The 24,906-nt window shown below is 72.4% G+C and carries 22 protein-coding genes and 1 riboswitch; of the genes, 5 read left to right on the top strand and 17 right to left on the bottom strand.

Annotated features, from left to right (window positions below):
* Positions 1-96: 96 nt before the first annotated feature.
* The 4 genes from mnmA to ACZ3J7_RS31845 all read right to left on the bottom strand — a co-directional run bounded on the left by mnmA (position 97) and on the right by ACZ3J7_RS31845 (position 4,528).
* Positions 97-1,230, bottom strand: a complete 1,134-nt coding sequence (mnmA, locus tag ACZ3J7_RS31830) for a tRNA 2-thiouridine(34) synthase MnmA (RefSeq protein WP_465626824.1) — start codon at positions 1,228-1,230, stop codon at positions 97-99.
* A 70-nt stretch (positions 1,231-1,300) separates the two neighbouring features.
* Positions 1,301-2,650, bottom strand: coding sequence for an MFS transporter (locus tag ACZ3J7_RS31835; RefSeq protein ID WP_465626946.1), 1,350 nt, complete (start codon positions 2,648-2,650; stop codon positions 1,301-1,303).
* Between the two features lie 150 nt (positions 2,651-2,800).
* Positions 2,801-3,292, bottom strand: coding sequence for a MarR family winged helix-turn-helix transcriptional regulator (locus tag ACZ3J7_RS31840; RefSeq protein ID WP_465626826.1), 492 nt, complete (start codon positions 3,290-3,292; stop codon positions 2,801-2,803).
* Positions 3,293-3,346: 54 nt separating this feature from the next.
* A complete protein-coding gene (locus ACZ3J7_RS31845; protein WP_465626828.1) occupies positions 3,347-4,528 on the bottom strand; it encodes a cysteine desulfurase family protein in 1,182 nt (393 codons plus the stop codon).
* 103 nt (positions 4,529-4,631) lie between these two features.
* Between ACZ3J7_RS31845 and ACZ3J7_RS31850 the strand changes: the two genes are divergently transcribed.
* The gene (locus ACZ3J7_RS31850) at positions 4,632-5,453 is read left to right on the top strand and encodes an IclR family transcriptional regulator (RefSeq protein WP_465626830.1); all 822 of its coding nucleotides are present in this window, start codon (positions 4,632-4,634) and stop codon (positions 5,451-5,453) included.
* On the opposite strand, the gene ACZ3J7_RS31855 is transcribed toward ACZ3J7_RS31850, so the two are convergent.
* From ACZ3J7_RS31855 to ACZ3J7_RS31900, 10 genes are all read right to left on the bottom strand, one after another.
* On the bottom strand, positions 5,389-6,048 hold the full coding sequence (locus ACZ3J7_RS31855) for a trimeric intracellular cation channel family protein (protein WP_465626832.1): 660 nt from the start codon (positions 6,046-6,048) through the stop codon (positions 5,389-5,391). The genes ACZ3J7_RS31850 and ACZ3J7_RS31855 overlap by 65 nt on opposite strands.
* 45 nt (positions 6,049-6,093) lie before the next feature.
* Entirely contained in the window at positions 6,094-6,873 is a 780-nt protein-coding gene (locus ACZ3J7_RS31860) for a ferritin-like domain-containing protein (RefSeq protein ID WP_465626834.1), read from the bottom strand.
* Between the two features lie 120 nt (positions 6,874-6,993).
* On the bottom strand, positions 6,994-7,905 hold the full coding sequence (locus tag ACZ3J7_RS31865) for a DUF6891 domain-containing protein (protein WP_465626836.1): 912 nt from the start codon (positions 7,903-7,905) through the stop codon (positions 6,994-6,996).
* 113 nt (positions 7,906-8,018) lie between these two features.
* Entirely contained in the window at positions 8,019-9,068 is a 1,050-nt protein-coding gene (locus ACZ3J7_RS31870; protein ID WP_465626838.1) for an ABC transporter ATP-binding protein, read from the bottom strand.
* A gap of 28 nt (positions 9,069-9,096) precedes the next feature.
* Entirely contained in the window at positions 9,097-10,143 is a 1,047-nt protein-coding gene (locus ACZ3J7_RS31875) for an ABC transporter ATP-binding protein (RefSeq protein ID WP_465626840.1), read from the bottom strand.
* The gene (locus tag ACZ3J7_RS31880) at positions 10,140-11,138 is read right to left on the bottom strand and encodes an ABC transporter permease (RefSeq protein ID WP_465626842.1); all 999 of its coding nucleotides are present in this window, start codon (positions 11,136-11,138) and stop codon (positions 10,140-10,142) included. Before ACZ3J7_RS31880 ends, ACZ3J7_RS31875 begins: the two co-directional genes overlap by 4 nt.
* Before the next feature lie 117 nt (positions 11,139-11,255).
* Entirely contained in the window at positions 11,256-13,034 is a 1,779-nt protein-coding gene (locus tag ACZ3J7_RS31885) for an ABC transporter substrate-binding protein (protein ID WP_465626844.1), read from the bottom strand.
* 28 nt (positions 13,035-13,062) lie between these two features.
* Positions 13,063-14,061 carry an ABC transporter permease gene (locus tag ACZ3J7_RS31890; protein WP_465626846.1) on the bottom strand — a complete coding sequence of 333 codons (999 nt, stop codon included), beginning with the start codon at positions 14,059-14,061 and terminating at the stop codon, positions 13,063-13,065.
* A 607-nt stretch (positions 14,062-14,668) separates the two neighbouring features.
* Positions 14,669-15,493: an enhanced serine sensitivity protein SseB C-terminal domain-containing protein gene (locus ACZ3J7_RS31895; RefSeq protein ID WP_465626848.1), complete on the bottom strand. Its 825-nt coding sequence runs from the start codon at positions 15,491-15,493 to the stop codon at positions 14,669-14,671.
* Between the two features lie 125 nt (positions 15,494-15,618).
* The gene (locus tag ACZ3J7_RS31900) at positions 15,619-16,386 is read right to left on the bottom strand and encodes an enhanced serine sensitivity protein SseB (RefSeq protein ID WP_465626850.1); all 768 of its coding nucleotides are present in this window, start codon (positions 16,384-16,386) and stop codon (positions 15,619-15,621) included.
* 150 nt (positions 16,387-16,536) lie between these two features.
* Positions 16,537-16,640, top strand: a riboswitch (glycine riboswitch).
* Between the two features lie 150 nt (positions 16,641-16,790).
* Here ACZ3J7_RS31900 and gcvT point away from each other — a divergent pair.
* The 4 genes from gcvT to ACZ3J7_RS31920 all read left to right on the top strand — a co-directional run bounded on the left by gcvT (position 16,791) and on the right by ACZ3J7_RS31920 (position 21,207).
* Complete coding sequence (gcvT, locus tag ACZ3J7_RS31905) at positions 16,791-17,909, top strand: glycine cleavage system aminomethyltransferase GcvT (protein ID WP_465626852.1); 1,119 nt, start codon at positions 16,791-16,793, stop codon at positions 17,907-17,909.
* A 102-nt stretch (positions 17,910-18,011) separates the two neighbouring features.
* Positions 18,012-18,386: a glycine cleavage system protein GcvH gene (gcvH, locus tag ACZ3J7_RS31910; RefSeq protein WP_465626854.1), complete on the top strand. Its 375-nt coding sequence runs from the start codon at positions 18,012-18,014 to the stop codon at positions 18,384-18,386.
* A gap of 16 nt (positions 18,387-18,402) precedes the next feature.
* Positions 18,403-19,671 (top strand): serine hydroxymethyltransferase, encoded by a 1,269-nt coding sequence (locus ACZ3J7_RS31915; protein WP_465626856.1) that lies wholly within the window; start codon positions 18,403-18,405, stop codon positions 19,669-19,671.
* Positions 19,672-19,839: 168 nt separating this feature from the next.
* A complete protein-coding gene (locus ACZ3J7_RS31920; RefSeq protein ID WP_465626858.1) occupies positions 19,840-21,207 on the top strand; it encodes an L-serine ammonia-lyase in 1,368 nt (455 codons plus the stop codon).
* A gap of 250 nt (positions 21,208-21,457) precedes the next feature.
* On the opposite strand, the gene ACZ3J7_RS31925 is transcribed toward ACZ3J7_RS31920, so the two are convergent.
* From ACZ3J7_RS31925 to ACZ3J7_RS31935, 3 genes are all read right to left on the bottom strand, one after another.
* The gene (locus ACZ3J7_RS31925; RefSeq protein WP_465626860.1) at positions 21,458-21,988 is read right to left on the bottom strand and encodes an ATP-binding protein; all 531 of its coding nucleotides are present in this window, start codon (positions 21,986-21,988) and stop codon (positions 21,458-21,460) included.
* A 142-nt stretch (positions 21,989-22,130) separates the two neighbouring features.
* On the bottom strand, positions 22,131-23,330 hold the full coding sequence (locus ACZ3J7_RS31930; protein WP_465626862.1) for a L,D-transpeptidase: 1,200 nt from the start codon (positions 23,328-23,330) through the stop codon (positions 22,131-22,133).
* A gap of 175 nt (positions 23,331-23,505) precedes the next feature.
* Positions 23,506-24,777: a L,D-transpeptidase gene (locus ACZ3J7_RS31935; RefSeq protein ID WP_465626864.1), complete on the bottom strand. Its 1,272-nt coding sequence runs from the start codon at positions 24,775-24,777 to the stop codon at positions 23,506-23,508.
* Positions 24,778-24,906 lie beyond the last annotated feature (129 nt).

Genomic DNA, 24,906 nt, shown 5'->3' on the forward strand with positions numbered 1-24,906 from the left:
TGCAGATGTCGCAATCCACACCGAGCCAGAAGGCCCTCACTCATTTCAAGATCGCCAGACCGTGAACCCCGTCACCAACCTCCGTGGTCAGTACACCTAGACCCCGACGGCCCGTTCGGTGCTCGCGATGGTGGCCGAGCCGACCACCCGGGTGCCGTCGTAGAGCACCACGGCCTGGCCGGGGGCGATGCCGCGGGCGGGGGTGTCGAGGCGGACGTGCAGCTGGTCGTCGCTCAGCACGGCGGTGACCGGGACCTCCTCGCCGTGCGCCCGCAGCTGGGCGGTGTAGCGGCCCTCGCCGGCGGCGGGGGTGCCGCACCAGCGGGGGCGGATGGCGGTGAGGGCGTGCACGTCGAGTCCTTCGACCGGTCCGACGGTGACGGTGTTGTCGACCGGGGAGATGTCGAGGACGTAGCGGGGCTTGCCGTCGGCGGCGGGGCGGCCGATCCGCAGGCCCTTGCGCTGGCCGATGGTGAAGCCGTACGCGCCGTCGTGCTCGCCGAGCTTGGTGCCGTCGGTGTCGAGGATGTCGCCGGTGGCGGTGCCGAGGCGCTCGGCCAGGAAGCCCTGGGTGTCGCCGTCGGTGATGAAGCAGATGTCGTGGCTGTCGGGCTTCTTGGCGACGGCGAGGCCGCGCCGTTCGGCCTCCGCGCGGATGACGTCCTTGGTGGTGTCGCCGAGCGGGAACAGCGAGTGGGCGAGCTGTTCGGCGTCGAGCACGCCGAGGACGTACGACTGGTCCTTGGCGGCGTCGACGGCGCGGTGCAGTTCGCGGGTGCCGTCGGCGTGGTCGACGATCCGGGCGTAGTGGCCGGTGCAGACGGCGTCGAAGCCGAGCGCGACCGCCTTGTCGAGCAGCGCGGCGAACTTGATCTTCTCGTTGCAGCGCAGGCACGGGTTGGGGGTGCGGCCGGCGGCGTACTCGGCGACGAAGTCCTCGATCACGTCCTCGCGGAAGCGTTCGGCCAGGTCCCAGACGTAGAACGGGATGCCGATCACGTCGGCGGCGCGGCGGGCGTCCCGGGAGTCCTCCAGGGTGCAGCAGCCACGGGCGCCGGTGCGGAAGGACTGCGGGTTGCTGGCGAGCGCCAGGTGGACGCCGGTCACCTCGTGGCCCGCTTCGACGGCCCGGGCGGCGGCGACGGCGGAGTCGACGCCGCCGGACATCGCGGCGAGCACGCGCAGGCGGCCGGTGGACGGGGTGGTCGGGGCGCCGGGGAAGTCAGTCATGGTGCCTCCAAGCGTAACGGGGGCCCGGCCGGCGTCGGGGACGCGGCCGGACCCCCGGGGGGCGGGCGGATCAGCCGTGCACCAGGACGGGCGGTTCGGCGCCGGCGGGCGCGGCCGGGCGCCCGGGCCGGGGCAGGGCGAGGGCCAGCAGGAACGCGGCGGCGAGCAGCGCGGCCCCGGTGCCGAAGGCGAGGTGGTAGCCGCCGGTGCCGCGGCCGGCGGCCAGCGCGGTGAGGGCGGCGACGCCGAGCGCGGCGCCGACCTGCTGGGTGGTGTTGAGCAGGCCGGAGAGCAGTCCGGCGTCCTCGGGGCGGGCGTCGGCCATGCCGAGCGCGGTGAGGGCGGTGGCGGCGAGGCCGAAGCCGGCGGCGCTGAGCATGGTGGGCAGCACGTCGGCGGCGTAGTCCAGGTGTCCGGCCGGGAGGCGGGTGAGCAGGGCGATGCCGACGGTGAGCAGGGCCAGGCCGAGCAGCAGGGTGCGGCGTTCGCCGATCCGGGCGATGGTGCGGGCGGCGAGCAGCAGGGAGACGGCGGCGATGGTGAGGGCGGCGGGCAGCATGGCCAGGCCGGTGGCCAGCGCGCTGTAGTGCTGGATCTCCTGGAGGTACAGGGCGAGCAGGATCTGGAAGCCGAACAGTGCGGCCAGCATGAGCAGTTGGATCAGGTTGGCGAGCGCGGTGGTGCGCCGGGCGAGGATCCGCAGCGGGAGCAGCGGGGTGGCGGTGCGGGCCTGGCGGCGCAGGAAGGCGGCGAGCAGCAGGAGGGCGGCGGTGCCGGTGGCGAGGGTGCGGGCGGAGGTCCAGCCGGCCGGGCCGCCCTCGACGATGGTGTAGACGCCGAGCATCAGCCCGCCGGTGACCAGGGCGGCGCCGGGGGCGTCGGCGCCCGCCCCGAGGCCGGGGCCCCGGTCGTCGGCCAGCAGGCGGCGGCCGGCCAGCAGGGCGGCGGCGCCGATCGGCAGGTTGATGAAGAAGATCCAGTGCCAGCCGAGCCCTTCGGTGAGGACGCCGCCGAGCACCTGGCCGAGCGAGGCGCCGGCCGCGCCGGTGAAGCCGACGGCGCCGAACGCCTTGGCCCGTTCGGCGGGGTCGGGGAAGAGCGCGACCACCATGCCGAGGCCGACGGCGGAGGCCATCGCGCCGCCGGCGCCCTGCAGGAAGCGGGCGGCGATCAGCGTCCCGGCGTTGACGGCGAGGCCGCACAGCACGGAGGCGGCGGTGAAGCCGGCGATCCCGGCGAGGTAGACCCGGCGGCGGCCGAGCAGGTCGCCGAGTCGGCCGGCGAGCAGCAGCAGGCCGCCGAAGGCGATCACGTAGGCGTCCACCACCCAGGCCAACCCGGCCTGGCCGATCCGCAGTTCGGCCTGGATGGCGGGCAGCGCGACGGTGGTGATCGAGCCGTCCAGGATCACCATCAGCATGCCGGCGCACAGCACCGCGAGGGCCAGCCAGCGGGCGCGTGACGGGTTCTCGGACACGGTTCTCTCCCTCCCGGAGGTGCGCGGACGCGCCCTCCCGACAAGAGAAACCGTAGCAGATAGTTTTGTAGTAGACGATTTAGAAGTGGACGGTCATCCCTGCCGGGCCCGCCGGGGCTTGCGCACCACGCCGCCCTCCCCGGTCAGCGGGAACTCCGTCGCCTGCTGCAGCCGGTCCAGCGCGTCCACGAACACCTGCCGCTCCCCGGCCGACAGCTCGCCCAGCGCCTCCCCGTGCACCCGGTCGACGATCACCTCGCCGCGCCGCACCAGCTCGGCCCCGGCCGGGGTGACGTGGATGACCTTCACCCGCCGGTCGGTCGCGGACGGGTGGCGCTCGGCCAGGCCGTCCCGCTCCAGCTCGTCGGCGGTGACCACCATGGTGGTCTTGTCCAGGCCGGCGATCGCGGCCAGCTGCGACTGGGTGCGCTCCGCCTCCATGGCGTGCACCAGCACGCAGTGCTTGCGCGGGGAGCTGTCGATCTCGGCCAGGGCCAGCGACAGCCGGGTGTTCATCGCGTGCGCGGCCTGCGCCAGCATCCCGGTGAGGTCGCGGACGGTGCGCTCGGGCAGGGGGGTGTCCATCCCCCCAGAGTACGTCCGGAAGTAGAAGGTTCCGCCCGGGAGGGAAGTCCGGCCTCAGCGGGCGGCGCGCACCAGCCCGGCCCGCCGGGCCCGCTCCACCGCGCCGGGCAGCGCGGCGGCCAGCGCCGCCACGTCGGCGGCGGTGGAGGTGTGGCCGAGCGAGAAGCGCAGCGAGGCGCGGGCCAGCTCGGGGTCGACGCCCATCGCCAGCAGCACGTGACTGGGCTGCGGGACGCCCGCCGAGCAGGCCGAGCCGGTGGAGCACTCCACGCCGGCCGCGTCCAGCAGCATCAGCAGCGCGTCGCCCTCGCAGCCGGGGAAGGAGAAGTGCGCGTTGGCGGGCAGCCGCCCGTCCGCGCCGGGGTCGCCGTTGAGCACCGCGTCGGCGGCCGCCGAGCGGACCACCGCCAGCAGCTCGTCGCGCAGCGCGCCGACCGAGGCCGCGTACCCGGGCTGGCGCTCGACGGCCAGCGCGGCGGCCACCGCGAACCCGGCCGCGCCCGGCGCGTCCAGCGTGCCGGAGCGCACGTCGCGCTCCTGGCCGCCGCCGTGCAGCAGCGGGACGGGCTTGGCGGAGCGGGCCAGCAGCAGCGCGCCCACGCCGTACGGGCCGCCGACCTTGTGGCCGGTGACGGTCAGCGCGGTCAGCCCGGACTCCGCGAAGGAGACCGGCACCTGCCCCAGCGCCTGCACCGCGTCGGAGTGCATCGGCACGTCGAACTCGGCGGCGACGGCTGCGAGTTCGCGGATCGGCTGGAGGGTGCCGACCTCGTTGTTGGCCCACATCACGGTGACCAGCGCGACCGTCTCCGGCGAGCGCTCGATCGCCTCGCGCAGCGCCTCGGGGTGCACCCGGCCCAGCGCGTCCACCGGCAGGTACTCGACCTCGGCGCCCTCGTGCTCGGCCAGCCAGTGCACCGCGTCCAGCACCGCGTGGTGCTCGACCGGGCTGCTGAGCACCCGGCGGCGGGCCGGGTCGGCGTCCCGCCGGGACCAGTACAGGCCCTTGACCGCCAGGTTGTCGGACTCGGTGCCGCCGCCGGTCAGCACGATCTCGCTGGGCCGGGCGCCCAGCGACTCGCCCAGCGACTCGCGCGCCTCCTCCACCACCCGGCGGGCCCGGCGGCCGGCGGCGTGCAGCGAGGAGGCGTTGCCGACGACGCCGAACCGCGCCGTCATCGCGGCGATCGCCTCGGGCAGCATCGGTGTGGTGGCGGCGTGGTCGAGGTAAGCCATAGCGGGGTCCAGTGTAGGCGGCCGAAGAGTCACGATTTGGCCATTGCACCCTGTGCAACGCGCCGTTAGCCTTCCGGCCACGCCGATGTGAGAGGGAGGGGCCGTGTCCCAGACGGTCGACCGTGCGCTGACCATCCTGGCGTCGCTCGGCGAGGGCCCGGCGTCGCTGGAGCAGGCCGCCGCGAAGATCGGCGTGCACAAGTCCACCGCGCTGCGGCTGCTGCGCACCCTGCAGGAGCACGGCTTCGTCCACCGGCAGTCCGACCAGCGCTACCGGCTCGGCGGCCGGCTGTTCGCGCTCGCCCACCAGGCGCTGGAGGGCATCGACATCCGGCAGGTCGCCGCCCCGTACCTGGCGGTGCTGAACGAGCGCTACGGGCACACCGTGCACCTGTCCGTGCTGGAGGAGGACGAGGTGCTGTACCTCGACAAGGTCGAGGCCAAGTACCCGGACCACGGGCGCAGCTGGCTCGGCGAGGCCAGCCGGATCGGCCGGCGCGCGCCCGCGGTGGCCACCGCGGCGGGCAAGGTGCTGCTGGCCGACCTGCCGGCCGAGAAGCTGGCCGCCTTCCTCGCCGAGGTGGAGTTCCCGGCCCGCACCCCGCAGTCGATCCGCGGCCCGGAGGAGTTCCGGGCCGAGCTGGCCGAGGTGCGCCGCCGGGGCTGGGCGGTGGACCAGGCGGAGTACCAGGAGGCGGTGAACTGCATCGCCGCCCCGATCGCCGGCACCGAGGGAACCGCCATCGCGGCCTGCTCGATCTCCGCCCCGGTCCGGATCGCCTCGGTCACCGAGCTGAGCAAGCTGCTGCCGGAGCTGCTCTGCACGGTCGAGGCGATCTCGCTGGCGTACGGCGGCTCGCCTACTCCTCGCTGGTGCGAGAACCGTTGCGGTGCCAAGCACGAGGTGCGCGCCAGCCGTACTTGAGCGCCAGCATCCGCATGGTGAACGCGACCACGGCGGCCAGCGAGGCGTACAGCGGGGTCAGCCGGCCCAGGCCGATCAGGATCGCCACCACGGCCGAGCCGACCAGCGCCGGGACAGCGTATATCTCGCGGTCCCAGCGCAGCAGCGAGGGCGGCTCCATCGCCAGCAGGTCGCGGATCACGCCGCCGCCGGCGGCGGTCAGCATGCCGCAGGCCACCGAGGGGATCGCGCCGAGCCCGTAGGCGTGCGCCTTGATGGTGCCGGTGACGCAGAACAGGCCCAGGCCGGCCGCGTCCAGCACCATCACCGCCCGGGTGATCCGCTCCACCTCGGGGTGCAGGAAGAACACCACCACCCCGGCCACCAGCGGGGTGGGGAAGTACCCGAAGCTGGTGAACGCGGCCACCGGCAGCGCCCCGATCACCAGGTCCCGCAGCACGCCGCCGCCCAGCGCGGTCGCCTCGGCCAGCACGCAGATGCCGAAGATGTCCATGTTCTTGCGGACCGCCATCAGGCCGCCGGACAGCGCGAACACGAAGATGCCGACCAGGTCGAGGGCCTGCTGGACGTTGTGCGGGAAGATCTCGGATGTCACCTGGTCAGTCTGCACACCGCCCTCCCGCGGCCGGCCGCCGGGCGGTCAGGCGAACTGCTCGTGCGGCGCGGGCCCGCCCAGCGCGTCCAGCCTGGCCGGCATCCGCAGCGTGGTCATCCGCCGCCAGCCGCCCGCCCGCTCGTAGGCGTACACCGCGTGGATGCCCGCCGCCAGCGCCGCCGACTTCGCCCTCGGCCAGCGCAGCAGCTCGCCTAGGTGCGCCATCACGGCCAGGCTGACGTCCCGGTAGGTGCGGATCTCGGCCCGGGCGGTCGACTGCAGGGTGTCCAGGATCGCCCGGCCGTGCCCGTGGTACGCGAGCCGCAGCAGCTCCTCGTGGCAGAACGCCAGGTGGTTGTCCTCGTCGTTGGAGATCATCCGCACCGCGCGCCCCAGCTCCGGGTGGTCGCCGAAGACCTTCTTCAGCATCAGCATCTGCTCGGCGGCCCGCTGCTCGGTCACCCGGCTGTGCGCCAGGTAGGTGATCACGTCGTGCTCGGTCAGCGGCTCGTCGCGGCGCAGCCGGGAGTGCGCCAGGCCGATGCCCTGCCGCTCCAGGATCATCGTGTAGTCGGTGTCGTCCGGGACGTCCCGCTCCAGCAGGCCGCGCTTGTGCATCAGCGCCTTGAAGATCCGGCCGTGCTTGTCCTCGTCGGCGCCGTGCCGGGCCACCTTGGGCGCCAGCACCGGGTCGGGCACCAGCCGGGCGATCCGGCCGTTCTCCCAGCCGCCCTGGTCCTCGCCCTTCGCGGCGATCGAGCAGAACAGCCGGAACGCCTGGTCGTCGTCGTGGATCTCCTGGAACAGACTGCGGGCCGACAGCATGGTGACCTACCCCTCGCGCGGGAGCCGGGACATTCCGCTCCAGTCAAGGCACCGCCCCCGCCCCCGGCAACAGCTCGGCCGCGGGGCTGCGCCGTACGAAGGACAGCCTGGCCTGCGCGCCTAGCCGACCAGTCGGCGCCGCCAGTCCAGGTCGACCACCTCGACGGCCCGGGCCGGATCGCCGTCCCAGCGGACCGTCAGGCCGACGGCGCGCAGGGCCGCCGCGACCTCGTGGCCGACGGCGGCGGTGGTCGCGGCCGAGCCGTCGAAGCCGCCGTAGTACAGGGACAGGCCGTGGCCGGCGGCGGCGCGGGCGGTGCCCTGGGAGTGGAAGTAGACGAAGCCGCGGGCCCGCGGGTCCTGCGCCCCGATCTCGGCGTCGCCGCAGCCGCGGCAGCAGGTGAAGTCCTCCCGGGCGGTGATCCCGGTCGCCCCCAGTGCCGCGAACGCCCGGGTCAGCCGCTCCGGGTCGGTCTCGCCGACCCAGCCGCGCTGCTCGGCGACCCGCTCCAGCCACAGCCGGTCGGCCAGTTGCCTGGCCTGCTCCTCGCCGACCGGCCGGTGCCCGTCCCGGACGAGGTGCTCCCGGGCGGTCTCGGCCAGTCGGTCCAGGGTGGTGTAGCCGCCGGCCAGGTGCCGCCGCAGCTCGGCCAGCAGGCTCCGCTCGTCCTCGGCGGGGAGCGTCAGCGGCGCGGGTTCCGGGTCGGGCCCGAAGTCGATCCGCTCCCACTCCTGCCCGGCCGCCCAGTCGGCGTCCTGCCGGGCCCAGCCGGTCAGCAGCGCGGTGACCCGCTCCGGGGCGCCGACCCGGGTGCCGTAGTGCCGGGACCGCGCGCCGGCCCGGTGCTCGACCGTCCAGCCGCCGTCCTCCGGGCAGGCCTGGGCGTAGGTGTCGGGCAGGTCGGGGATCCGCTGGAGGACCAGGAAGGCGCCCTCCCACCGGCCCATGTCCCGCACCAGGTCGTCGAGTTCGTCCTCCGACACCCGCACCCGTACGACGTCGTCCTGGTCCCTGACCGTGATCTCCAGCATGCGCCCAGCCTGCCACCCGGCACTGTCAGCGGCCCGGACGACGAAGGTCCGCCCGGCGAGGGGGACCCCTCGCCGGGCGGACCCCTCGCCGGGCGGACCCGGTCGGCGGAGCGCTACTCGGCCGCGTTCTCCGGGAAGTGGCAGGCCACCTGGTGCCCCGCCTCGGTGACGGCGAGCGGCGGTTCCTGGCTCGCGCACACGTCCTGGGCCTTCCAGCAGCGGGTGCGGAAGCGGCAGCCGGACGGCGGGTTGAGCGGGGAGGGCACGTCGCCGGTGAGCAGGATGCGCTCGCGGCGCTCCTTGCGGCGCGGGTCGGGCACCGGGACGGCGGACATCAGCGCGTTGGTGTAGGGGTGCATCGGCCGGGAGTACAGCGCCTCCCGGTCGGCGATCTCCACCACCTTGCCGAGGTACATCACGGCGACCCGGTCGGAGACGTGCCGGACCACCGAGAGGTCGTGCGCGATGATCAGGTAGGTGAGGCCGAGCTCCTTCTGCAGGTCGTCCAGCAGGTTGACGACCTGGGCCTGGATCGAGACGTCCAGCGCGGAGACCGGCTCGTCGGCGACGATCATCTTGGGGCGCAGGGCCAGCGCGCGGGCGATGCCGATGCGCTGGCGCTGGCCGCCGGAGAACTCGTGCGGGTAGCGGTTGTAGTGCTCGGGGCTGAGGCCGCAGAGCTCCAGCAGGTCCTGCACGGCCCGCTTGACGCCGTGTTCGGTGGCGACCTTCTGGAGGTGGAAGGGCGCGCCGACGATGGTGCCGATGGTGTGCCGGGGGTTCAGCGAGGAGTACGGGTCCTGGAAGATCATCTGGATGTCGCGCCGGTACGGCCGCATCGCCGCGACGCCCAGGTGGGTGATGTCCGCGCCCTCGAACTCGATCCGCCCGCCGGTGGGCTCGTCGAGCCGGGTCACCAGGCGTCCCATCGTGGACTTGCCGCAGCCGGACTCGCCGACCACGCCCAGGGTCTCGCCGGCGTTGACCGTGAAGTCGACGCCGTCGACCGCCCGGACGGCGCCGACCTGGCGCTTCAGCAGCCCCTTGGTGACCGGGAAGTGCCGGGTCAGGCCGGTCACCTTCAGCAGGGGTCCGCGGTCGGGCCCGGGTGCCTGGGCGGGCACCTTCGCGAGCTGCGGCACCGCCGCCTGGCTGTCCGTCATGACTGCTCTCCAAGTGGGTGGTACGTGCTCACAGCCGGGGCGCGATCTCTTCGGTGAAGATCCGGTGGCGTTCGGCGATCGGCAGGTGGCAGGCGGCGTGGTGCCGGGGCGCGGCCTCGGCGAGCACGGGCACCTCGCTGGTGGAGCGGCCGCCGGTGAGCTCGGCGTACGGGCAGCGCGGGTGGAAGGCGCAGCCGGACGGCACGTTGATCAGGCTCGGCGGGGTGCCCTTGACCGGGATCAGCCGGTCCTGGAGCTCCCGGTCGAGGCGGGGCATCGAGCCGAGCAGGCCCCAGGTGTAGGGGTGCTCGGGGGATTCGAAGATGGTGGCGGCGGGGCCGCGCTCGACGGGCTTGCCGCCGTACATGACCAGGATGTCGTCGGCGAGTTCGGCGACCACGCCGAGGTCGTGGGTGATGATGACGACCGCCGAGCCGAACTCCTTCTGCAGGTCGCGGATCAGGTCGAGGATCTGCGCCTGGACGGTGACGTCGAGGGCGGTGGTCGGCTCGTCGGCGATCAGCAGCGCGGGGTCGTTGACCAGCGCCATCGCGATCATGGCGCGCTGGCGCATGCCGCCGGAGAACTCGTGCGGGTAGTTGTCGACCCGCTTGTCGGGCTGCGGGATGCCGACCCGGTCGAGCATCTCGACCGCCCGGGTGCGGGCCTCCTTCTTGGAGGCGCCGGGGTGGTGGGCCCGGTAGCCCTCGACGATCTGGGCGCCGACCGTGAAGTAGGGGTGCATCGCGGTCAGCGGGTCCTGGAAGATCATCGCCATCTTCTGGCCGCGGAGCTTGCGCACCCGGTCGGGGCCGGCCGCGACCAGCTCCTCGCCGTCCAGCCAGATCTCGCCGCTGATCCGCGGGGCGCCGCGCTTGGTGCCGGTGCGGTGCAGGCCCATGATCGACAGCGAGGTGACGGACTTGCCGGAGCCGGACTCGCCGACGATGCCGAGGGTCTTGCCGCGCTCCAGGTCGAAGCTCAGCCCGTTGACGGACTTGACCAGTCCGTCGTCGGTGGGGAAGTGCACTTTCAGGTCGCGGACGGACAGGAAAGGCTTGTCGGTGTTGCTCATGTCAGCCTCACCCGGGGGTCGACGACGGCGTACAGCAGGTCAACCACGAGGTTGGCCATGACGATGAAGAACGCGGCGAACAGGGTCACGCCCATGATCACCGGGAGGTCGCTGGACTGGATCGAGGTGACCGCCTCGTAGCCGAGTCCGCGCAGGTTGAAGGTCTTCTCGGTGAGCACGGCGCCGCCGAGCAGACCGCCGAGGTCCATGCCGAAGATGGTCAGGATCGGGGTCAGCGTGGAGCGCATGGCGTGCTTGCCGATGACCACCGGCTCCTTGAGGCCCTTGGCCCGCGCGGTGCGGATGTAGTCCTCGCCGAGGACGTCCAGCAGGGTGGCTCTGCTCAGTCGGGCGTACGTGGCGGCGAACAGGAACGCCAGGGTCACCCAGGGCAGCACCAGCCCCTGGAACCAGGAGACCGGATCGGACGTGAAGTCGGTGTAGTTGTTCGGGAACCAGCCGAGCTGGTGGACGAAGAGCGCGAGCGCGACCAGGCCGGTGAAGTACATCGGCAGCGAGACGCCGGCCAGCGCGACCGTCATGGTGATGCGGTCCAGGGCGGTGCCCCGGCGCAGCGCGGAGATGACGCCGGTGGCGGTGCCGAACAGCAGCCACAGCACGGAGGCGCCGACGGCGAGGGAGAAGTCCACGCCGACCCGGTTGAGCAGCAGCGGCCAGACCTGCTGCTCGGTCTTGAACGAGTAGCCCAGGCAGGGGGCCGCGCAGTGGGTCATGTCGACGCCGGCGTTGTAGTCGCGGCCGACGAACACCCCGCGCAGGAACAGCCAGAACTGTTCGATGATCGACTTGTCGAGGCCCATCTTGTGGCGGATGCCCTCGATCGCCGCCTTGTCCGCGATCTTGCCCACGTAGAGCATCGCGGGGTCGGTCCCGGTGAGTTTCGGCACCATGAAGAAGATGCCGAAGGTCACCGCGGCGACCACCAACAGCATGAAGACGACGTTGACCAGTCGCCTGACGAGATACACGAGCACTGCGGTCGGCCCTGCCCCGGGCCGGCCGGTTCACCCCGGTGGGGGTTCCCCGGCCGGCCCGGGCAGGGCCTTCACCTGCCCTTCGGACTAGCGGTGCGAACTAAGGGGCGGGTCAGGTCACTTGCCGTCGGAGACGCCGAGCGCCTGGAAGTCCACCTCGCCGAAGGCGTCGGTGATGTAGACGTTGGTCAGACGCGGGTTGCGCCAGTTCAGGGCCTTGTCGGCGACGATCGGCAGGTAGTAGGCGCCGTCCACGACCTTGTGGTTGATCTTCTTGTAGAAGTCGGCGGCCTTGGCCGGGTCGGTCGCCTGGGCGGCCTGGTCGAACCAGCCGTTGATCTCCGGGTCGTTGATCTCGGCGTAGTTGTTGTTGCCGTTCTGGGTGATGAAGCGGCCGTCGACCAGCGGCTGCAGGTAGCCGGAGCCGGTCGGGTAGTCGGCGCCCCAGCCCATCACGATCAGGCCGTAGCCCTTGGTCTTGACCACGTCGGGCGAGCCGATGACCGAGGAGATCAGCTTGCCGTCGTACTGGTCGACGGTGACCTCGATGCCGGCCGCCTTGAGCGCGGTCTGCAGCGCCACCGCGGAGTTGATCTCCTTCGGCTTGTTGCCGCGCACCGCGATGGTGGTCTTGAAGCCGTTCGGCTGGCCGCAGGCCTTCAGCTCCTCCTTGGCCTTCTCCAGGTTCGGCTTGCCCTTGGTCAGGCCGAACGGGTCGTAGTCGTCCGAGCCGAGGATGTTCGGGGGCAGCATCGAGCCGTACAGCGCGCCGGCCACCGAGCCGCCGCGGGCGGTCTGCAGCGCGGTGGTGTCGGCCGCGTACAGCACCGCGTTGCGGCAGTGCTGGTTGTCGAACGGGGCGACCGAGGGGGCCATCGTGACGTACCGGATGAAGCCGTTGAACGGGTCGTCGGTGTTGGCCTTGAGCGCCTGGTCCTGGAGCACCTTGACCTGGGCGGCCTGCGACAGGCCGGTCTGGCCCCAGTCGAGGTCGGCGGTGTTCGCCAGCAGGCGGGCGTCCATGTCGTCGGCGTTGGTGGTGACGGTCAGCTTGACGACGTCCGGCAGCGCCTTGCGGAACGGGTCGGAGGCCGGGTCCCAGTTCTCGTTGCGGACCAGCTCGTAGCCCTTGCCCGGCTCGACCGACTTGAACTTGTACGGGCCGGAGGAGACCGGCTTCTGGCCGTACTGGGCGCCGGTGTCCAGCTTCTGCGGGACGGGGGCGGCGGAGCCCATGGCCAGCAGGTACGGGAAGTCGGAGTTCGGCTTGGCCAGGGTGAAGACGATGGTGGTGTCGTCCGGGGTCTGCACCGACTTGAGGCCGAGCTTGTTCGGGTCGCTGTCGGTGTAGGGGCCCTTGTAGCCCTGGCCCTGGTCGAGCTCGTTGACCAGGTAGGTCGGACCGCCGGAGATGACGTCCTGCGCGAAGATGCGCTCGATGCCGTACTTGACGTCCTTCGAGGTGATGACCGAGCCGTCCTCGAACTTCAGGCCCGGCTTCAGCTTGAAGGTGTAAGTCTTGCCGTCGGCGGAGATCTCCGGCTTGGCGGAGGCCAGGTCGGGGACGAGCTGCAGGCCCTCCTTGCCCGGCTTGCCGTCGAAGGCGAGCAGGGTGCGGGTGTAGAAGCGCTCGTAGTTCCACACCGAGGCGTAGTACGCGCGACCGGGGTCGAGCGAGTCCACGTCGGTGGTGGTCCACAGGTTGAGGGTGCCGCCCTTCTTGTCGGACGGGTTCACCACCTTCTCCGCCGCCGCGTTGAAGCCGGCCGCGCCGCCCTTGCCGGTGGCGTTGTCGCCGCCGCCGGTGCCGCCGCCCTTGCTGCCGCCGCAGGCGGCCGTGGTGAGCGCGAGGGAGACCACCAGTGCGGCGGCCGCGAGCGTCCTGTTTCGCTTCATGGGTTGGGGAACCTCCAGAGTTGCGGGCTCAGTTGCCCTTGGGGTCGAGAGCGTCACGCAGGCCGTCACCGAAGAGGTTGAAGGCGAGCACGGTGATGAAGATGGCGAGACCGGGGATCACCATGTAGGTGGGATCCGCCTGGTAGATCCCGACCGCGTCCGAGAGCATCTGCCCCCAGGACGGGGTGGGCGGCCGGACGCCGGCCCCGAGGAAGCTGAGCGCCGCCTCGTTCAGGATGTTGGTGGGGATGATCAGGGTCGCGTAGACCAGGATCGGCGCCGTCAGGTTCGGCAGCAGTTCGCGGAAGAGGATGTGCGCGCGGCCGGCGCCCAGGCTGCGGGCGGCGTCCACGAACTCGCGCTCGCGCAGCGACATGGCCTGGCCGCGGACGATGCGCCCGATGTAGGGCCAGCCGAAGAAGCCGATCACGGCCACCAGGACCGCCACCCGGACGCCGGTGTCGTTCAGGCCGAGCAGCTGGTTGGGCATCACCGAGACCAGCGCGATGCTGAACAGCAGCTGCGGGAAGGCCAGCAGGACGTCCATGGTCCGGCTGATGAAGGAGTCCACCCAGCCGCCGAAGTAGCCGGCCATCACGCCCATCACGACGCCGATGCAGACCGACAGCGCGGCCGCCAGGAAGGCCACCAGCAGCGAGATCCGCGCGCCGTAGACGATCCGGGAGAACACGTCCCGGCCGAAGACCGGGTCGACGCCGAGCAGGTAGTCGCCGCTCATGCCGCCGAACGCGCCCTTGGGCAGGCCGAGGTCCGGATTGATCTGGTCCGGGTGCGGCTCGTCGATCGGGTGCCCGAACAGTGCGGTGAGCACCGGGGCGAAGACGGCCGCCAGGATCAGCAGCACCACGATGGCGCCGCCGGCCAGCGCGATCTTGTCGCGCTTGAGCCTGGTCCAGGCGATGCGGCCCGGCGAGCGGCCCTCGATCTGCTTGGCCGGCTCGGGGGTTGACGTGCCGTCAGGCTGCGCCCCGGACGCCGGACCCGAGGTCTCGATGGGTGTGGTCATGAGTCAGTTCGTTCCCCTCGCCGACGGTGGCCGGCCCACGGAGTCGCATGCGGTGCGGAGGTGCAGAGCGGTTTCGGTGGTGCCGGGCGCCGGTGCGGCGGTGCAGAAGTGCGTTGAGCAAGCAGGGCGTTGCCGATGGTGCGGGTTCTTCCGGGCCGCCCTCCGGACGGGGCCGGAGGGGGCCGCGGTGCGGCGGCACTCCCGGACGGGAGGGCCTCCGACGTGCGCGGTGCCGCCGCACGAGAGGCGCATCGTGCGGTTCATGCTCTGGCGGGGCCGCGTTCACCTTCGTGAGGCTCGACTCGCGGTCCGCATTGCGCAGCACTCTCTGTCATGGGACGCATCCGGCGGAAGACCCCCATGGCGAAGGATGCCCAACTGTGATCTGTTGGCATGCACTTCCGTTGCGCGCGCATATCGCTCTTCACACAGCTGTTACGCGTCCGTCAAGGGGAACACTGACGACACCCCGCCACTGGCGGGAAAACGCCAGTTGGCGCAGGGGGTTGCGCGCGTAGATCAAGACCCGGCGGGGGATGGCGAAAAACCCCCGCCGACCGAGGGAAAGCTCGGGGCGGGGGTTTTCGGGTGGAGCGTCAGGGTAGGTTCAACCGCCCGGACGGCCGGGCCAGGGGGCCTGCGGCCAGCCCTGGGCGGGCCCGGCCGGTGGTTGCGCTCCGTAACCGAAGCCGGTCGGCGCGGGCTGCGCGCCACCCTGCCGGTCGAAGAACGGGCGGGCGTTGGCCCACATCCACATCGCCACCGGGTCGTACTCGTCCGCCATCATCACGGTGGACACGCCGGGCCCGTCCGGCGCCTGCGCGGCGGCCCGCTGCACCAGCGCCCGGGCCGCCTCGACGGACGGCGGCGAGGTGTCGTACAGGTCGAGGCCGATCGCCAGGTACGCCTCGCCGAGCACCGGCCGCACCCAGGCCCGCCGCAGCGAGCGCAGCGGCCGCACCTCGCCCGCCTGCTGCTCCAGCACGGCGAAGAACGGCGAGGCCAGCTGCGGCGGTTCGGAGATCCGCAGCGGGCCGGCCGGCAGCCGGTCCAGGCCGAGCGCGATCCGCCGCAGGTCGGCCCAGGGCACGCCGACGCCGCCGCCGGGGCGGTGCGGGTCCAGCCACAGGCCCCAGCGGGACCGGTAGAGCGAGGCGGCGATCTCCGGCCCGGAGACCACCTCGTGGGCGCGCGTCCAGCCGCTGGCGGCCAGCTGGGCCGGGGAGGTGGCGCAGGGCGCGTAGCCGTGCCCGCCGACGTCCATGTTCCCGTACTGGGCGTCGGGGCTGCCCGGGCTGCCGTGCCACAGCAGCATCCAGACCTGCCCGCCGGCCAGGGCGCGCAGCAGTCCCTCGTACGCTTCCCAGCGCTCCGGTGCGACCGCTGCGAGGGCGCGTTCGACCGCCCCCGGGTCGCCGGCTGCTCCCGTCACGTCGCCGCCCCACTCTCTCGTCCGCGCGCCACCGCGCGCCCGTCCGTCGGTGCCGGGGCAACCCTATGGGGCGCACCCGGCGGCCGTCATGCCGCCGGGCCCGGGCGGACCGACCGGACCGGCGGTCAGGGACGCACGTAGAAGGGCTGCACCCGCCCCAGCATCCAGTCCACCACCGGGTCGGCGACCAGGTCCAGCAGCACCAGGTGGACGCCCCAGCTCGGCGGGGCGGTTCCGAGGGCGCGGCCGAGCGCGGTGTTGACCTCGGCCGGGTCGGCCGGCGCCGCCGGGTCGAGCTGCACGCCCACGTACAGCAGGGTCGGCTCGCCCTCCACCCGGGCCAGCGCCCGACGGGCCGTCAGCACCCCGGGCAGCGCGACGAGTTCGCCGGTCGCGGCGGCCAGGAAGGCGAACGGCTCCTGGTGCGGCTCGGGCTCCTTGAGCGCCACCCGGGCGCCCTCGGCCACGCCCTGCGCCTCCCACCGCTCGCCGCGCGGCCCGCGCCGCAGCTCGCCGACGCCCTCCGGCGGCACCGGGATGCCCACCGGCGCCTCCGGGTTGACCGCGATGCCGATGCCCAGCGGCAGCCCGCGGGCGAACTCCCACATCGGGGCGATCGCGAACGGGATGCCCGGGCAGTGCTGCAGGTACTGCTCCTGCGAGGAGTACACCGGGACGTACGGCGCGCCGGCCAGCTCCAGCGTCGGCAGGTCCAGCGAGTCGGCGTCCGGCGTGGTGCCGGACGGCAGCGGGATCCACACCTGGCTGCGGGCCAGCACCTCGATCACCCGGGGCGTCGCGCCCGGGTCGCCCAGGGCGGCCGTCAGCACCTGCTCCAGCTCGTTGGCCGGCCAGGGCCCGCCCTCCAGCGCCCCGTCCAGCGGGATCCCCATCTCGCCCCTCCACATCCGCGGTCGCGACCAGGTTAGCGGCGCGCGGGAGGGGCGCGGCGCCGCCGGGGCGCCCGGTGCGACCGGACCCCACTCCCGCGGGCGCCCCCCGGCATGCCATGATGGGCCCGCCCAAACTTCATACCGGCCGCTCGAACCCGCGCGGGAGAGTCGGAACGGCCCGCTCGGGCCGCGACCGGCGCCGAAGGAGCAAGTCCTCCCCGGAATCTCTCAGGCACCCCTACCGCCCGGGCTAGGCAGATCTGGAAAGTGGACACGGCCGCGCCGTGCGCCCACCCACGGTGCAAGCCGCCATCCTGTTCAGGAGGCGGTGAAGCTCTCAGGTTCGACGACAGACGGGGAGACTCGCCCCAGCCTGCCCGTTTCCAGATCCCGGGAGTCCTGTCGTGTCCCTCCGCCTGACCGCGCTCGACGCGCTGCACCGCTCGCTCGGCGCCACCATGACCGACTTCGCCGGCTGGGACATGCCGCTGCGCTACGGCAGCGAGCGCGAGGAGCACCTCGCCGTCCGCACCCGGGCCGGCCTGTTCGACCTCTCGCACATGGGCGAGATCACCGTCTCCGGCCCGCAGGCCGGCGAACTGCTCGACCACGCCCTGGTCGGCTTCATCTCGGCCCTCGGCGTGCTGCGCGCCCGCTACACCATGATCTGCCGCGAGGACGGCGGCATCCTGGACGACCTGATCGTCTACCGCACCGCCGAGGACGAGTACCTGGTGGTCGCCAACGCCTCCAACGCCCAGGTGGTGCTGGACGCGCTGACCGAGCGCGCGGCCGGCTTCGACGCCGTGGTCCGCGACGACCGGGACGCCTACGCGCTGCTCGCCGTCCAGGGCCCGGAGGCGAACGGCATCCTGGCCAAGCTGACCGACGCCGACCTGCCCGGCCTCAAGTACTACGCCCTGCTGCCCGCCACCGTGGCCGGCCGCCGGGTCTGGCTGGCCCGCACCGGCTACACCGGCGAGGACGGCTTCGAGGTGTTCTGCGCCCCCGCCGACGCCGCGCACCTGTGGACCGCGCTGACCGAGGCCGGCACCGCCGAGGGCCTGGTCCCGTGCGGCCTGTCCTGCCGCGACACGCTGCGCCTGGAGGCCGGCATGCCGCTGTACGGGCACGAGCTGTCCACCGAGCTGACCCCGTTCGACGCCGGCCTGGGCCGGGTGGTGCGCTTCGACAAGACCACCGGCGACGGGCGGTTCGTCGGCCGCGAGGCCCTGGAGAAGGCCGCCGCCGCGGCCGAGGCCAACCCGCCCCGCAAGCTGGTCGGCCTGGTCTCCGAGGGCAAGCGGGTCCCGCGCGCCGAGTACTCCGTGGTGGACGCCGAGGGCGCCGTGATCGGCCGGATCACCTCCGGCGCGCCGTCCCCGACCCTGGGCAAGCCGATCGCCATCGCCTACGTGGACGCCGCCCACGCCGAGCCCGGCAGCACCGTCGCGGTGGACGTGCGCGGCAAGGCCGAGCCGGTCCGGGTCGTCGCGCTGCCGTTCTACAAGCGCGCCCGCTGAGCGGCTCCCCGCCCCCGGACTCCCCCCGAACGGTCCTCTTCCGGTTCGTCCGCCCAGCGGACGGCCGCGCCCTCCCCTCCCGCGATCCTGGAGAATGACGCCATGAGCAACCCCACGCACCTGCAGTACACCAAGGAGCACGAGTGGCTGACCGCCGCCGTGGACGGGGTGTCGACGGTGGGCATCACCGCGCACGCGGCCGACGCCCTCGGTGACATCGTGTACGTCCAGCTCCCGGCGGTGGGTGACACCGTCACCGCGGGTGAGACCTGTGGCGAGCTTGAGTCCACCAAGTCGGTCAGCGACCTCTACTCCCCCGCCACCGGCGCGGTGACCGAGGTCAACCAGGCCGTCATCGACGAGCCGGCCCTGGTCAACTCGGAGCCCTTCGAGGGCGGTTGGCTGTTCAAGGTCCGGGTCGAGGCGACCGACGAGCTGCTCGACGCCGACGGCTACACCGCCTTCATCGGCGCCTGACCGGGAGACCCCCCTGATGACGGTTCTCAACCAGTCCCTGCACGCGCTCGACCCGGAGATCGCCGCCGCGGTCGACGCCGAGCTGCACCGCCAGCAGACCACCCTGGAAATGATCGCCTCCGAGAACTTCGCCCCGGTGGCGGTCATGGAGGCCCAGGGCTCGGTGCTGACCAACAAGTACGCCGAGGGCTACCCCGGCCGCCGCTACTACGGCGGCTGCGAGCACGTCGACGTGGTCGAGCAGATCGCCATCGACCGGATCAAGGAGCTGTTCGGCGCCGAGCACGCCAACGTGCAGCCGCACTCCGGCGCGCAGGCGAACGCGGCGGCGATGTTCGCGCTGATCCAGCCGGGCGACACCATCCTGGGCCTGAACCTGGCGCACGGCGGCCACCTGACCCACGGCATGAAGATCAACTTCTCCGGCAAGCTCTACAACGTGGTCGCCTACCACGTGGACGAGAAGTCGGGCCAGGTCGACATGGCCGAGGTCGAGCGCCTCGCCAAGGAGCACCGGCCCAAGCTGATCATCGCCGGCTGGTCCGCCTACCCGCGCCAGCTGGACTTCGCCGAGTTCCGCCGCGTCGCGGACGAGGTGGGCGCCCTGCTGATGGTCGACATGGCGCACTTCGCCGGCCTGGTCGCCGCCGGTCTGCACCCCTCCCCGGTGCCGCACGCGGACGTGGTCACCACCACCACGCACAAGACCCTGGGCGGCCCGCGCGGCGGCGTCATCCTCTCGAAGGCCGAGCACGCCAAGAAGATCAACTCCGCGGTCTTCCCCGGCCAGCAGGGCGGCCCGCTGGAGCACGTGATCGCCGCCAAGGCCGTCGCGTTCAAGGTCGCGGCCTCCGAGGAGTTCAAGGAGCGCCAGCAGCGCACCCTGGCGGGCGCCAAGATCCTCGCCGAGCGCCTGCTGCAGGACGACGTCACCTCCTCCGGCGTCTCCGTGCTGTCCGGCGGCACCGACGTCCACCTGGTGCTGGTCGACCTGCGCAACAGCGAGCTCAACGGCCAGGACGCCGAGGACCGCCTGCACGAGGTCGGCATCACGGTCAACCGCAACGCCGTCCCGAACGACCCGCGCCCGCCGATGGTCACCTCCGGCCTGCGCATCGGCACCCCGGCGCTGGCCACCCGCGGCTTCGACGCCGATGACTTCCGCGAGGTCGCGGACGTCATCGCCGAGACCCTGAAGCCGGGCTTCGACGCGGCCAAGGCCGAGGGCCTGAAGGCCCGGGTGTCCGCCCTCGCGGCCAAGCACCCGCTCTACCCGGAGCTGTAGGACCCACCTCCCCGCTCGTCCGGCCCGCCCGACCGGCAGGCCCACCCGAGCTTTCCCGGGGCACCGCGCACACTGGAGACGTGCGCGCGGTGCCCCGTTCCATGCGCGCCCCCGCCCCGACCGGGCGGGAGGGCACCCCACCACGAGACCGGACAAGGACGTCACCCCGTGGCCATCAGCGTCTTCGACCTCTTCTCCATCGGCATCGGCCCCTCCTCCTCGCACACCGTCGGCCCGATGCGCGCGGCCCGGATGTTCGCCCGCCGCCTCAACTCCGAGGGCCTGCTCGACCGGGTCGCCGGCGTCCGGGCCGAGCTGTACGGCTCGCTCGGCGCCACCGGCCACGGCCACGGCACCCCCAAGGCCGTCCTGCTCGGCCTGGAGGGGTACTCGCCCCGCACGGTCGACGTCGACCGCGCCGACCTCGACGTCGAGCGGATCCGCGCCGAGAAGCGGCTCAGCCTGCTCGGCCGCCACCCGATCGCGTTCGATCCGGACCAGCACCTCGTCCTGCACCGCCGCAAGTCCCTCCCGTACCACGCCAACGGCATGGCCCTGTGGGCGTACGACGCGGCCGGCGAGCCGCTGCTGGAGAAGACCTACTACTCGGTCGGCGGCGGCTTCGTGGTCGACGAGGACGCCATCGGCGAGGCCCGGGTCAAGCCCGACGACACCGTGCTGCGCTACCCGTTCCGCACCGGCGAGGAGCTGCTGCGGCTGACCCGGGAGACCGGCCTGTCCATCTCCGGCCTGATGCTGGAGAACGAGAAGGCCTGGCGCACCGAGGACGAGATCCGGACCGGCCTGCTGGAGATCTGGGCCGTCATGAAGGAGTGCGTCGCGGCCGGCATGGCCCGCGAGGGCATCCTGCCGGGCGGCCTCAAGGTCCGCCGCCGGGCCGCCAGCGCGGCCCGCGCGCTGCGCGCCGAGGGCATCGGTCCGGCCAACGCGATGGAGTGGGTGACCCTCTACGCGATGGCCGTCAACGAGGAGAACGCCTCCGGCCGCCGGGTGGTCACCGCGCCCACCAACGGCGCGGCGGGCATCATCCCGGCCGTCCTGCACTACTACCTGAACTTCATCCCGGGAGCGGACGAGGACGGGATCGTCCGCTTCCTGCTCGCGGCCGGCGCGATCGGCATGCTCTTCAAGGAGAACGCCTCCATCTCCGGCGCCGAGGTCGGCTGCCAGGGCGAGGTCGGCTCCGCCTGCTCGATGGCCGCCGGCGGCCTCGCCGAGGTCCTCGGCGGCAGCCCGGAGCAGGTGGAGAACGCCGCCGAGATCGGCATCGAGCACAACCTCGGCCTCACCTGCGACCCGGTCGGCGGCCTGGTCCAGATCCCCTGCATCGAGCGCAACGGCATGGCCTCCGTGAAGGCCGTCACCGCCGCCCGGATGGCCCTGCGCGGCGACGGCCGGCACCACGTCTCGCTCGACAAGGCGATCAAGACCATGAAGGAGACCGGCGCCGACATGAAGATCAAGTACAAGGAGACCTCGCGCGGCGGCCTCGCGGTCAACGTCATCGAGTGCTGAGCCCCGCGGGCGCCCCCGCGGCGCGCGGCACCCCCGGAAAACGGTACGGGGCCCCTGTCCGCGGTGGTGCGCGGTCCGGGGCCCCTGTGCGTCCTCCGGCGGCCAAGGGGGTGCGTGCCGGCGGAGGGAGATGCCGGGTTGTGATGCCCGACTTGCATGACTATCGCACGCTATGTGCGGGCGGACAAAATTGAAACCAAGGCCTGTGGTTCAGTTCACCTTCGGAAGCCAGGCAGGGCGAGGGGCCGGCTCAGAGCCCGGCGGCGGCGATCGCGGCGGCGCGGTCGCGGATCCTCATCTCGAACCAGACGCCCTTGCCCCGCGGCAGCAGGTCCGCGCCCCAGCGGTCGGCGATCGACTCCACCAGGCGCAGGCCGTGGCCGTTCGGATGGAAGACCTCGGGGGCGACGATCAGGCAGGGCAGGGCGCGCGAGGAGTCCCGGACCTCGACCCGCAGCCACCCGGGGCGGCGGGTCACCTTGAGTCCGATCATCCGGCCCCCGGCGTGCCGGACCGCGTTGGCCACCAGTTCACCCGTCAGCAACTCCCCGGCCTCCAGCAGCTGGTGGAGTTTCCAGGTCCGTAAGACCGAGAGCACCAGCCGCCGGGCCACTCCGGCCGACTCCGGGCGGGAGGGCAGTCGCACCTCCTCGGCCGCGTCGGGGTCGCTGAGCACGCCGAAGAAGAGGTGCTCCATCTCCTCCGGCGTCAGCCGCTCCAGGTCGGCCAGCACCACGCCGGCGGCCGACCCTGACGGGTCGTCACCCCTGGTGCCGGCCACGGGAAGTGATGACCGCTCTGCTTCGCCCCATGCCGCCATGCGCCCCATCATTGCGGAACGCGAGCGGCCGCGTACGGACAATGAGCAAACGATCACTATTCGTATGGCATATGCCGTCAGCAACCGAACGGACGCCCGAGCCTCACCACTGCGCCCAGGGGGTGTTCCACCCGCTCAGCCCGTTCTCGACGGAGACCACCGCGCCCTTGGAGTTGACCACCTTGAACACGTCCCCGACCATGCTGGAGTTGTAGAGCCTGCCTGCCGGGGAGCCGTCGCTGCCCTTCGCGGTGTCGGTGACGCCGATGCAGCCGTGGCTGCCGTTGGAGCGGCCGATCACGCCCGCGCTCCACGAGTTGCCGTGCACGTAGGTGCCGCTGTCCGTCAACCTCATGGCGTGCGGAACCACCAGGTCGTACTCGTCGCCGGAGCCCTCCTTGGTGACGCCGGCCGAGGTCATCCGGGTGGTGCCCTCCATCGCCTCGACCACCATGGTGCCGCTCCAGGTGTCGTACCCGGGCTTCCCGGCGGTGAACTCGACGGTGTCGACCTGCTGGCCGTCCCGGACGACCGCCATCCTGTGCGTCTTGACGTCGACGGTGGAGACCTGCGAGCGGCCGATGGTGAACGGCTCGTCCTTGTCCACGTCGCCGTAGACGCCGGGCGAGGTCTCCACGTTCTTCAGCTTGTAGTGGATGGTGACCTTGGTGCCGGCGTTCCAGAAGTTCTCCGGCCGGAAGTCGAGCCGCTGGCTGTTGACCCAGTGGCCGCGCACCTCGGTGTGGTCGGAGGTCTCGAAGGTGATCCCGGCCTTCACCGCGTCCTTGTTGGTGACGGCCTTCTTGAACCGGACCGAGACGATCATGCCGACGCCGTAGGTCTCGTTGTCGGCGATGTTGTCGCTGGTGCCGACCTGCTTCTCGGGGGTGAGCGTGGTGAAGCCGGAGCGCGCGTTGGCGACCACGCCCTTGGCGTCCTCGGCGAGCGCGTCCACGGTGTAGGCGGTGGCCACCTGGAGGCCGCCGGTGGGGGCCCAGCCGGTGCCGTCGGGGGTGATCTCGCCGGGCACCGGGGTGCCGTCCGGGCCGGTGACTTTGACCGAGGTGAGCCTGCCGTTGCCGGCGGTGACCTTGACCTCGCCGGTCGGCTTGACCCCGGTGGTGCCGTCGGCGGGCGCGATCGCGATGGTCGCGGCCGAGACCGCGGGCTTGGTGTCGCTGGGACTGGCGGCCGCGGCCGGACCCTTCGAGTCGTCCGCCTTCGCCTGGCCGCCGCTGCAGCCGGTGGTCGCCATCAGGGCCAGGGCGCCCACCAGGGCGCCCACCAGGTATCCCCCGCGCATCGCCTTCACGTTCCGCTCTCCCCACGCAACCCGCCTGTCGGGTGACAGGTCCTTCGGTTGATAGGACGGGTCGACGGCGGCAAACGTTGCGGGGCGAGTGTCCCGGTACGGTCACGAACGGTCGACGGCCCGGCGGTCGGAGGACCACCGGGCCGTCACGGGACGCGGGGAGCGGTTACCACTTGCTCCACGGGATGGTCCAGCCGCTCCAGCCGTTGTCGCCGGAGACCGTCTGGCCCTTGGAGTTCTGGATCTTCACCACGTCGCCGACGATCGAGGAGTTGAAGAACTTGCCCGCCGCGGTGCTGTCGCCGCCGCCCTTGACGTCGGCCATGCCGACGCAGCCGTGGCTGGCGTTGGACTTGCCGAAGGCGCTGCTCCAGTAGTTGCCGTGCACGTAGGTGCCGCTGGTGGTCAGCCGCATCGCGTGCGGCACGTCCGGGACGTCGTACTCGTCGCCCTTGACGTTGGAGACGGTCGCCGAGTTCATCCGGGTGACCTTCTCCTTGGAGGAGATCACCATGGTGCCGTTCCACGAGGCGTTCTGGTCGTTGCCCGCGGTGATCGGAACGGTCTCGGTCTTGCCGCTGCCCCGGTCCACCGTCATGGTGTGGGCGGCCGCGTCGACCGTGGAGACCTGGTAGCGGCCGATGGTGAACGGCTCGTCCTTGTCGATGTCGCCGTACACGCCGGGGGCCACCTCGACGTTCTTGAGGCGGTACTTGACCGTCACCTTGGTGCCGGGCGTCCAGTACTTCTCCGGGCGGAAGTCCAGCCGGCGGTCGCCGAACCAGTGGCCCTTGGCGACCGTGCCGTCGGAGCCGGTGACGGTGACGCCGGCCACCACCGCCTCCTTGTTCTTGATCGCCTTGCCGAAGTTGACCGAGACGATCATGCCGACGCCGTAGGTGCCGTTGTCGGCGATGTTGTCGTTGGTCGACGCGGTCTTCGCCGGGGTCAGCGTGGTGAAGCTGGTGGTGGAGGCCGCCACCAGGCCGGCCGCGTCGGTCGCCTGGGCGGTGACGGTGTAGGTGGTGCCGACGGTCAGCTGACCGGTGGGCTTCCAGCTCAGGCCGTCGTCGGAGACCTTGCCCTCGACCGCCTTGCCGTTCTTGTCGGCGACCTCGACGGTGGTGAGCTTGCCGCCGGCCACCGCGACCCGGACGCCGTCCTTGGGGTCGACGTCGGCCGCGCCGTTCGCCGGGGTGACGGTCAGCTGGGCGGTCGAGACCTTGGGGGCGGCGTCGGCGCCCGACGAGGCGCTGCTGCCGCCGCCACCGGCCCCGCCCTGGGCGTCGGTCGAGCCGCCGCCACCGCCGCCGCCGCTGCTGCAGGCCGCCGTGCCGAGCAGCAGGGCGCCGCCCACCAGCAGGGCCGCCGCGGACCGTCCGACCCGGCGCCCGCGTCCGCGCCCGGCCACCGCCCCGGCTTCGTGAACCGTCTCCACCGCTGTTGCTCCCCTCCCGGTATTCCCGGCGAGTTACACGTCTGACGCCCGGGTTCGGTTGCACCGGGTCGCCGCGATCAGAACCGCCGTGCCGTCCGGCCCGGTCGCGAGCGGCCAGGATAACCGGCG

The organism is Kitasatospora sp. NPDC015121, from assembly GCF_055562955.1.

What these genes read in the sequence shown, in the direction of transcription:
- ACZ3J7_RS31890 (WP_465626846.1), bottom strand. Translation starts at nt 14,061, where the DNA reads ATGACCACACCCATCGAGACCTCGGGTCCGGCGTCCGGGGCGCAGCCT.
- ACZ3J7_RS31885 (WP_465626844.1), bottom strand. Translation starts at nt 13,034, where the DNA reads ATGAAGCGAAACAGGACGCTCGCGGCCGCCGCACTGGTGGTCTCCCTC.
- ACZ3J7_RS31835 (WP_465626946.1), bottom strand. Translation starts at nt 2,650, where the DNA reads ATGCTGATGGTGATCCTGGACGGCTCGATCACCACCGTCGCGCTGCCC.
- ACZ3J7_RS31875 (WP_465626840.1), bottom strand. Translation starts at nt 10,143, where the DNA reads ATGAGCAACACCGACAAGCCTTTCCTGTCCGTCCGCGACCTGAAAGTG.
- ACZ3J7_RS31845 (WP_465626828.1), bottom strand. Translation starts at nt 4,528, where the DNA reads ATGGCTTACCTCGACCACGCCGCCACCACACCGATGCTGCCCGAGGCG.
- ACZ3J7_RS31870 (WP_465626838.1), bottom strand. Translation starts at nt 9,068, where the DNA reads ATGACGGACAGCCAGGCGGCGGTGCCGCAGCTCGCGAAGGTGCCCGCC.
- ACZ3J7_RS31930 (WP_465626862.1), bottom strand. Translation starts at nt 23,330, where the DNA reads ATGCGCGGGGGATACCTGGTGGGCGCCCTGGTGGGCGCCCTGGCCCTG.
- gcvH (WP_465626854.1), top strand. Translation starts at nt 18,012, where the DNA reads ATGAGCAACCCCACGCACCTGCAGTACACCAAGGAGCACGAGTGGCTG.
- ACZ3J7_RS31915 (WP_465626856.1), top strand. Translation starts at nt 18,403, where the DNA reads ATGACGGTTCTCAACCAGTCCCTGCACGCGCTCGACCCGGAGATCGCC.
- ACZ3J7_RS31840 (WP_465626826.1), bottom strand. Translation starts at nt 3,292, where the DNA reads ATGGACACCCCCCTGCCCGAGCGCACCGTCCGCGACCTCACCGGGATG.
- mnmA (WP_465626824.1), bottom strand. Translation starts at nt 1,230, where the DNA reads ATGACTGACTTCCCCGGCGCCCCGACCACCCCGTCCACCGGCCGCCTG.
- ACZ3J7_RS31900 (WP_465626850.1), bottom strand. Translation starts at nt 16,386, where the DNA reads ATGGGGATCCCGCTGGACGGGGCGCTGGAGGGCGGGCCCTGGCCGGCC.
- ACZ3J7_RS31860 (WP_465626834.1), bottom strand. Translation starts at nt 6,873, where the DNA reads ATGCTGTCGGCCCGCAGTCTGTTCCAGGAGATCCACGACGACGACCAG.
- ACZ3J7_RS31865 (WP_465626836.1), bottom strand. Translation starts at nt 7,905, where the DNA reads ATGCTGGAGATCACGGTCAGGGACCAGGACGACGTCGTACGGGTGCGG.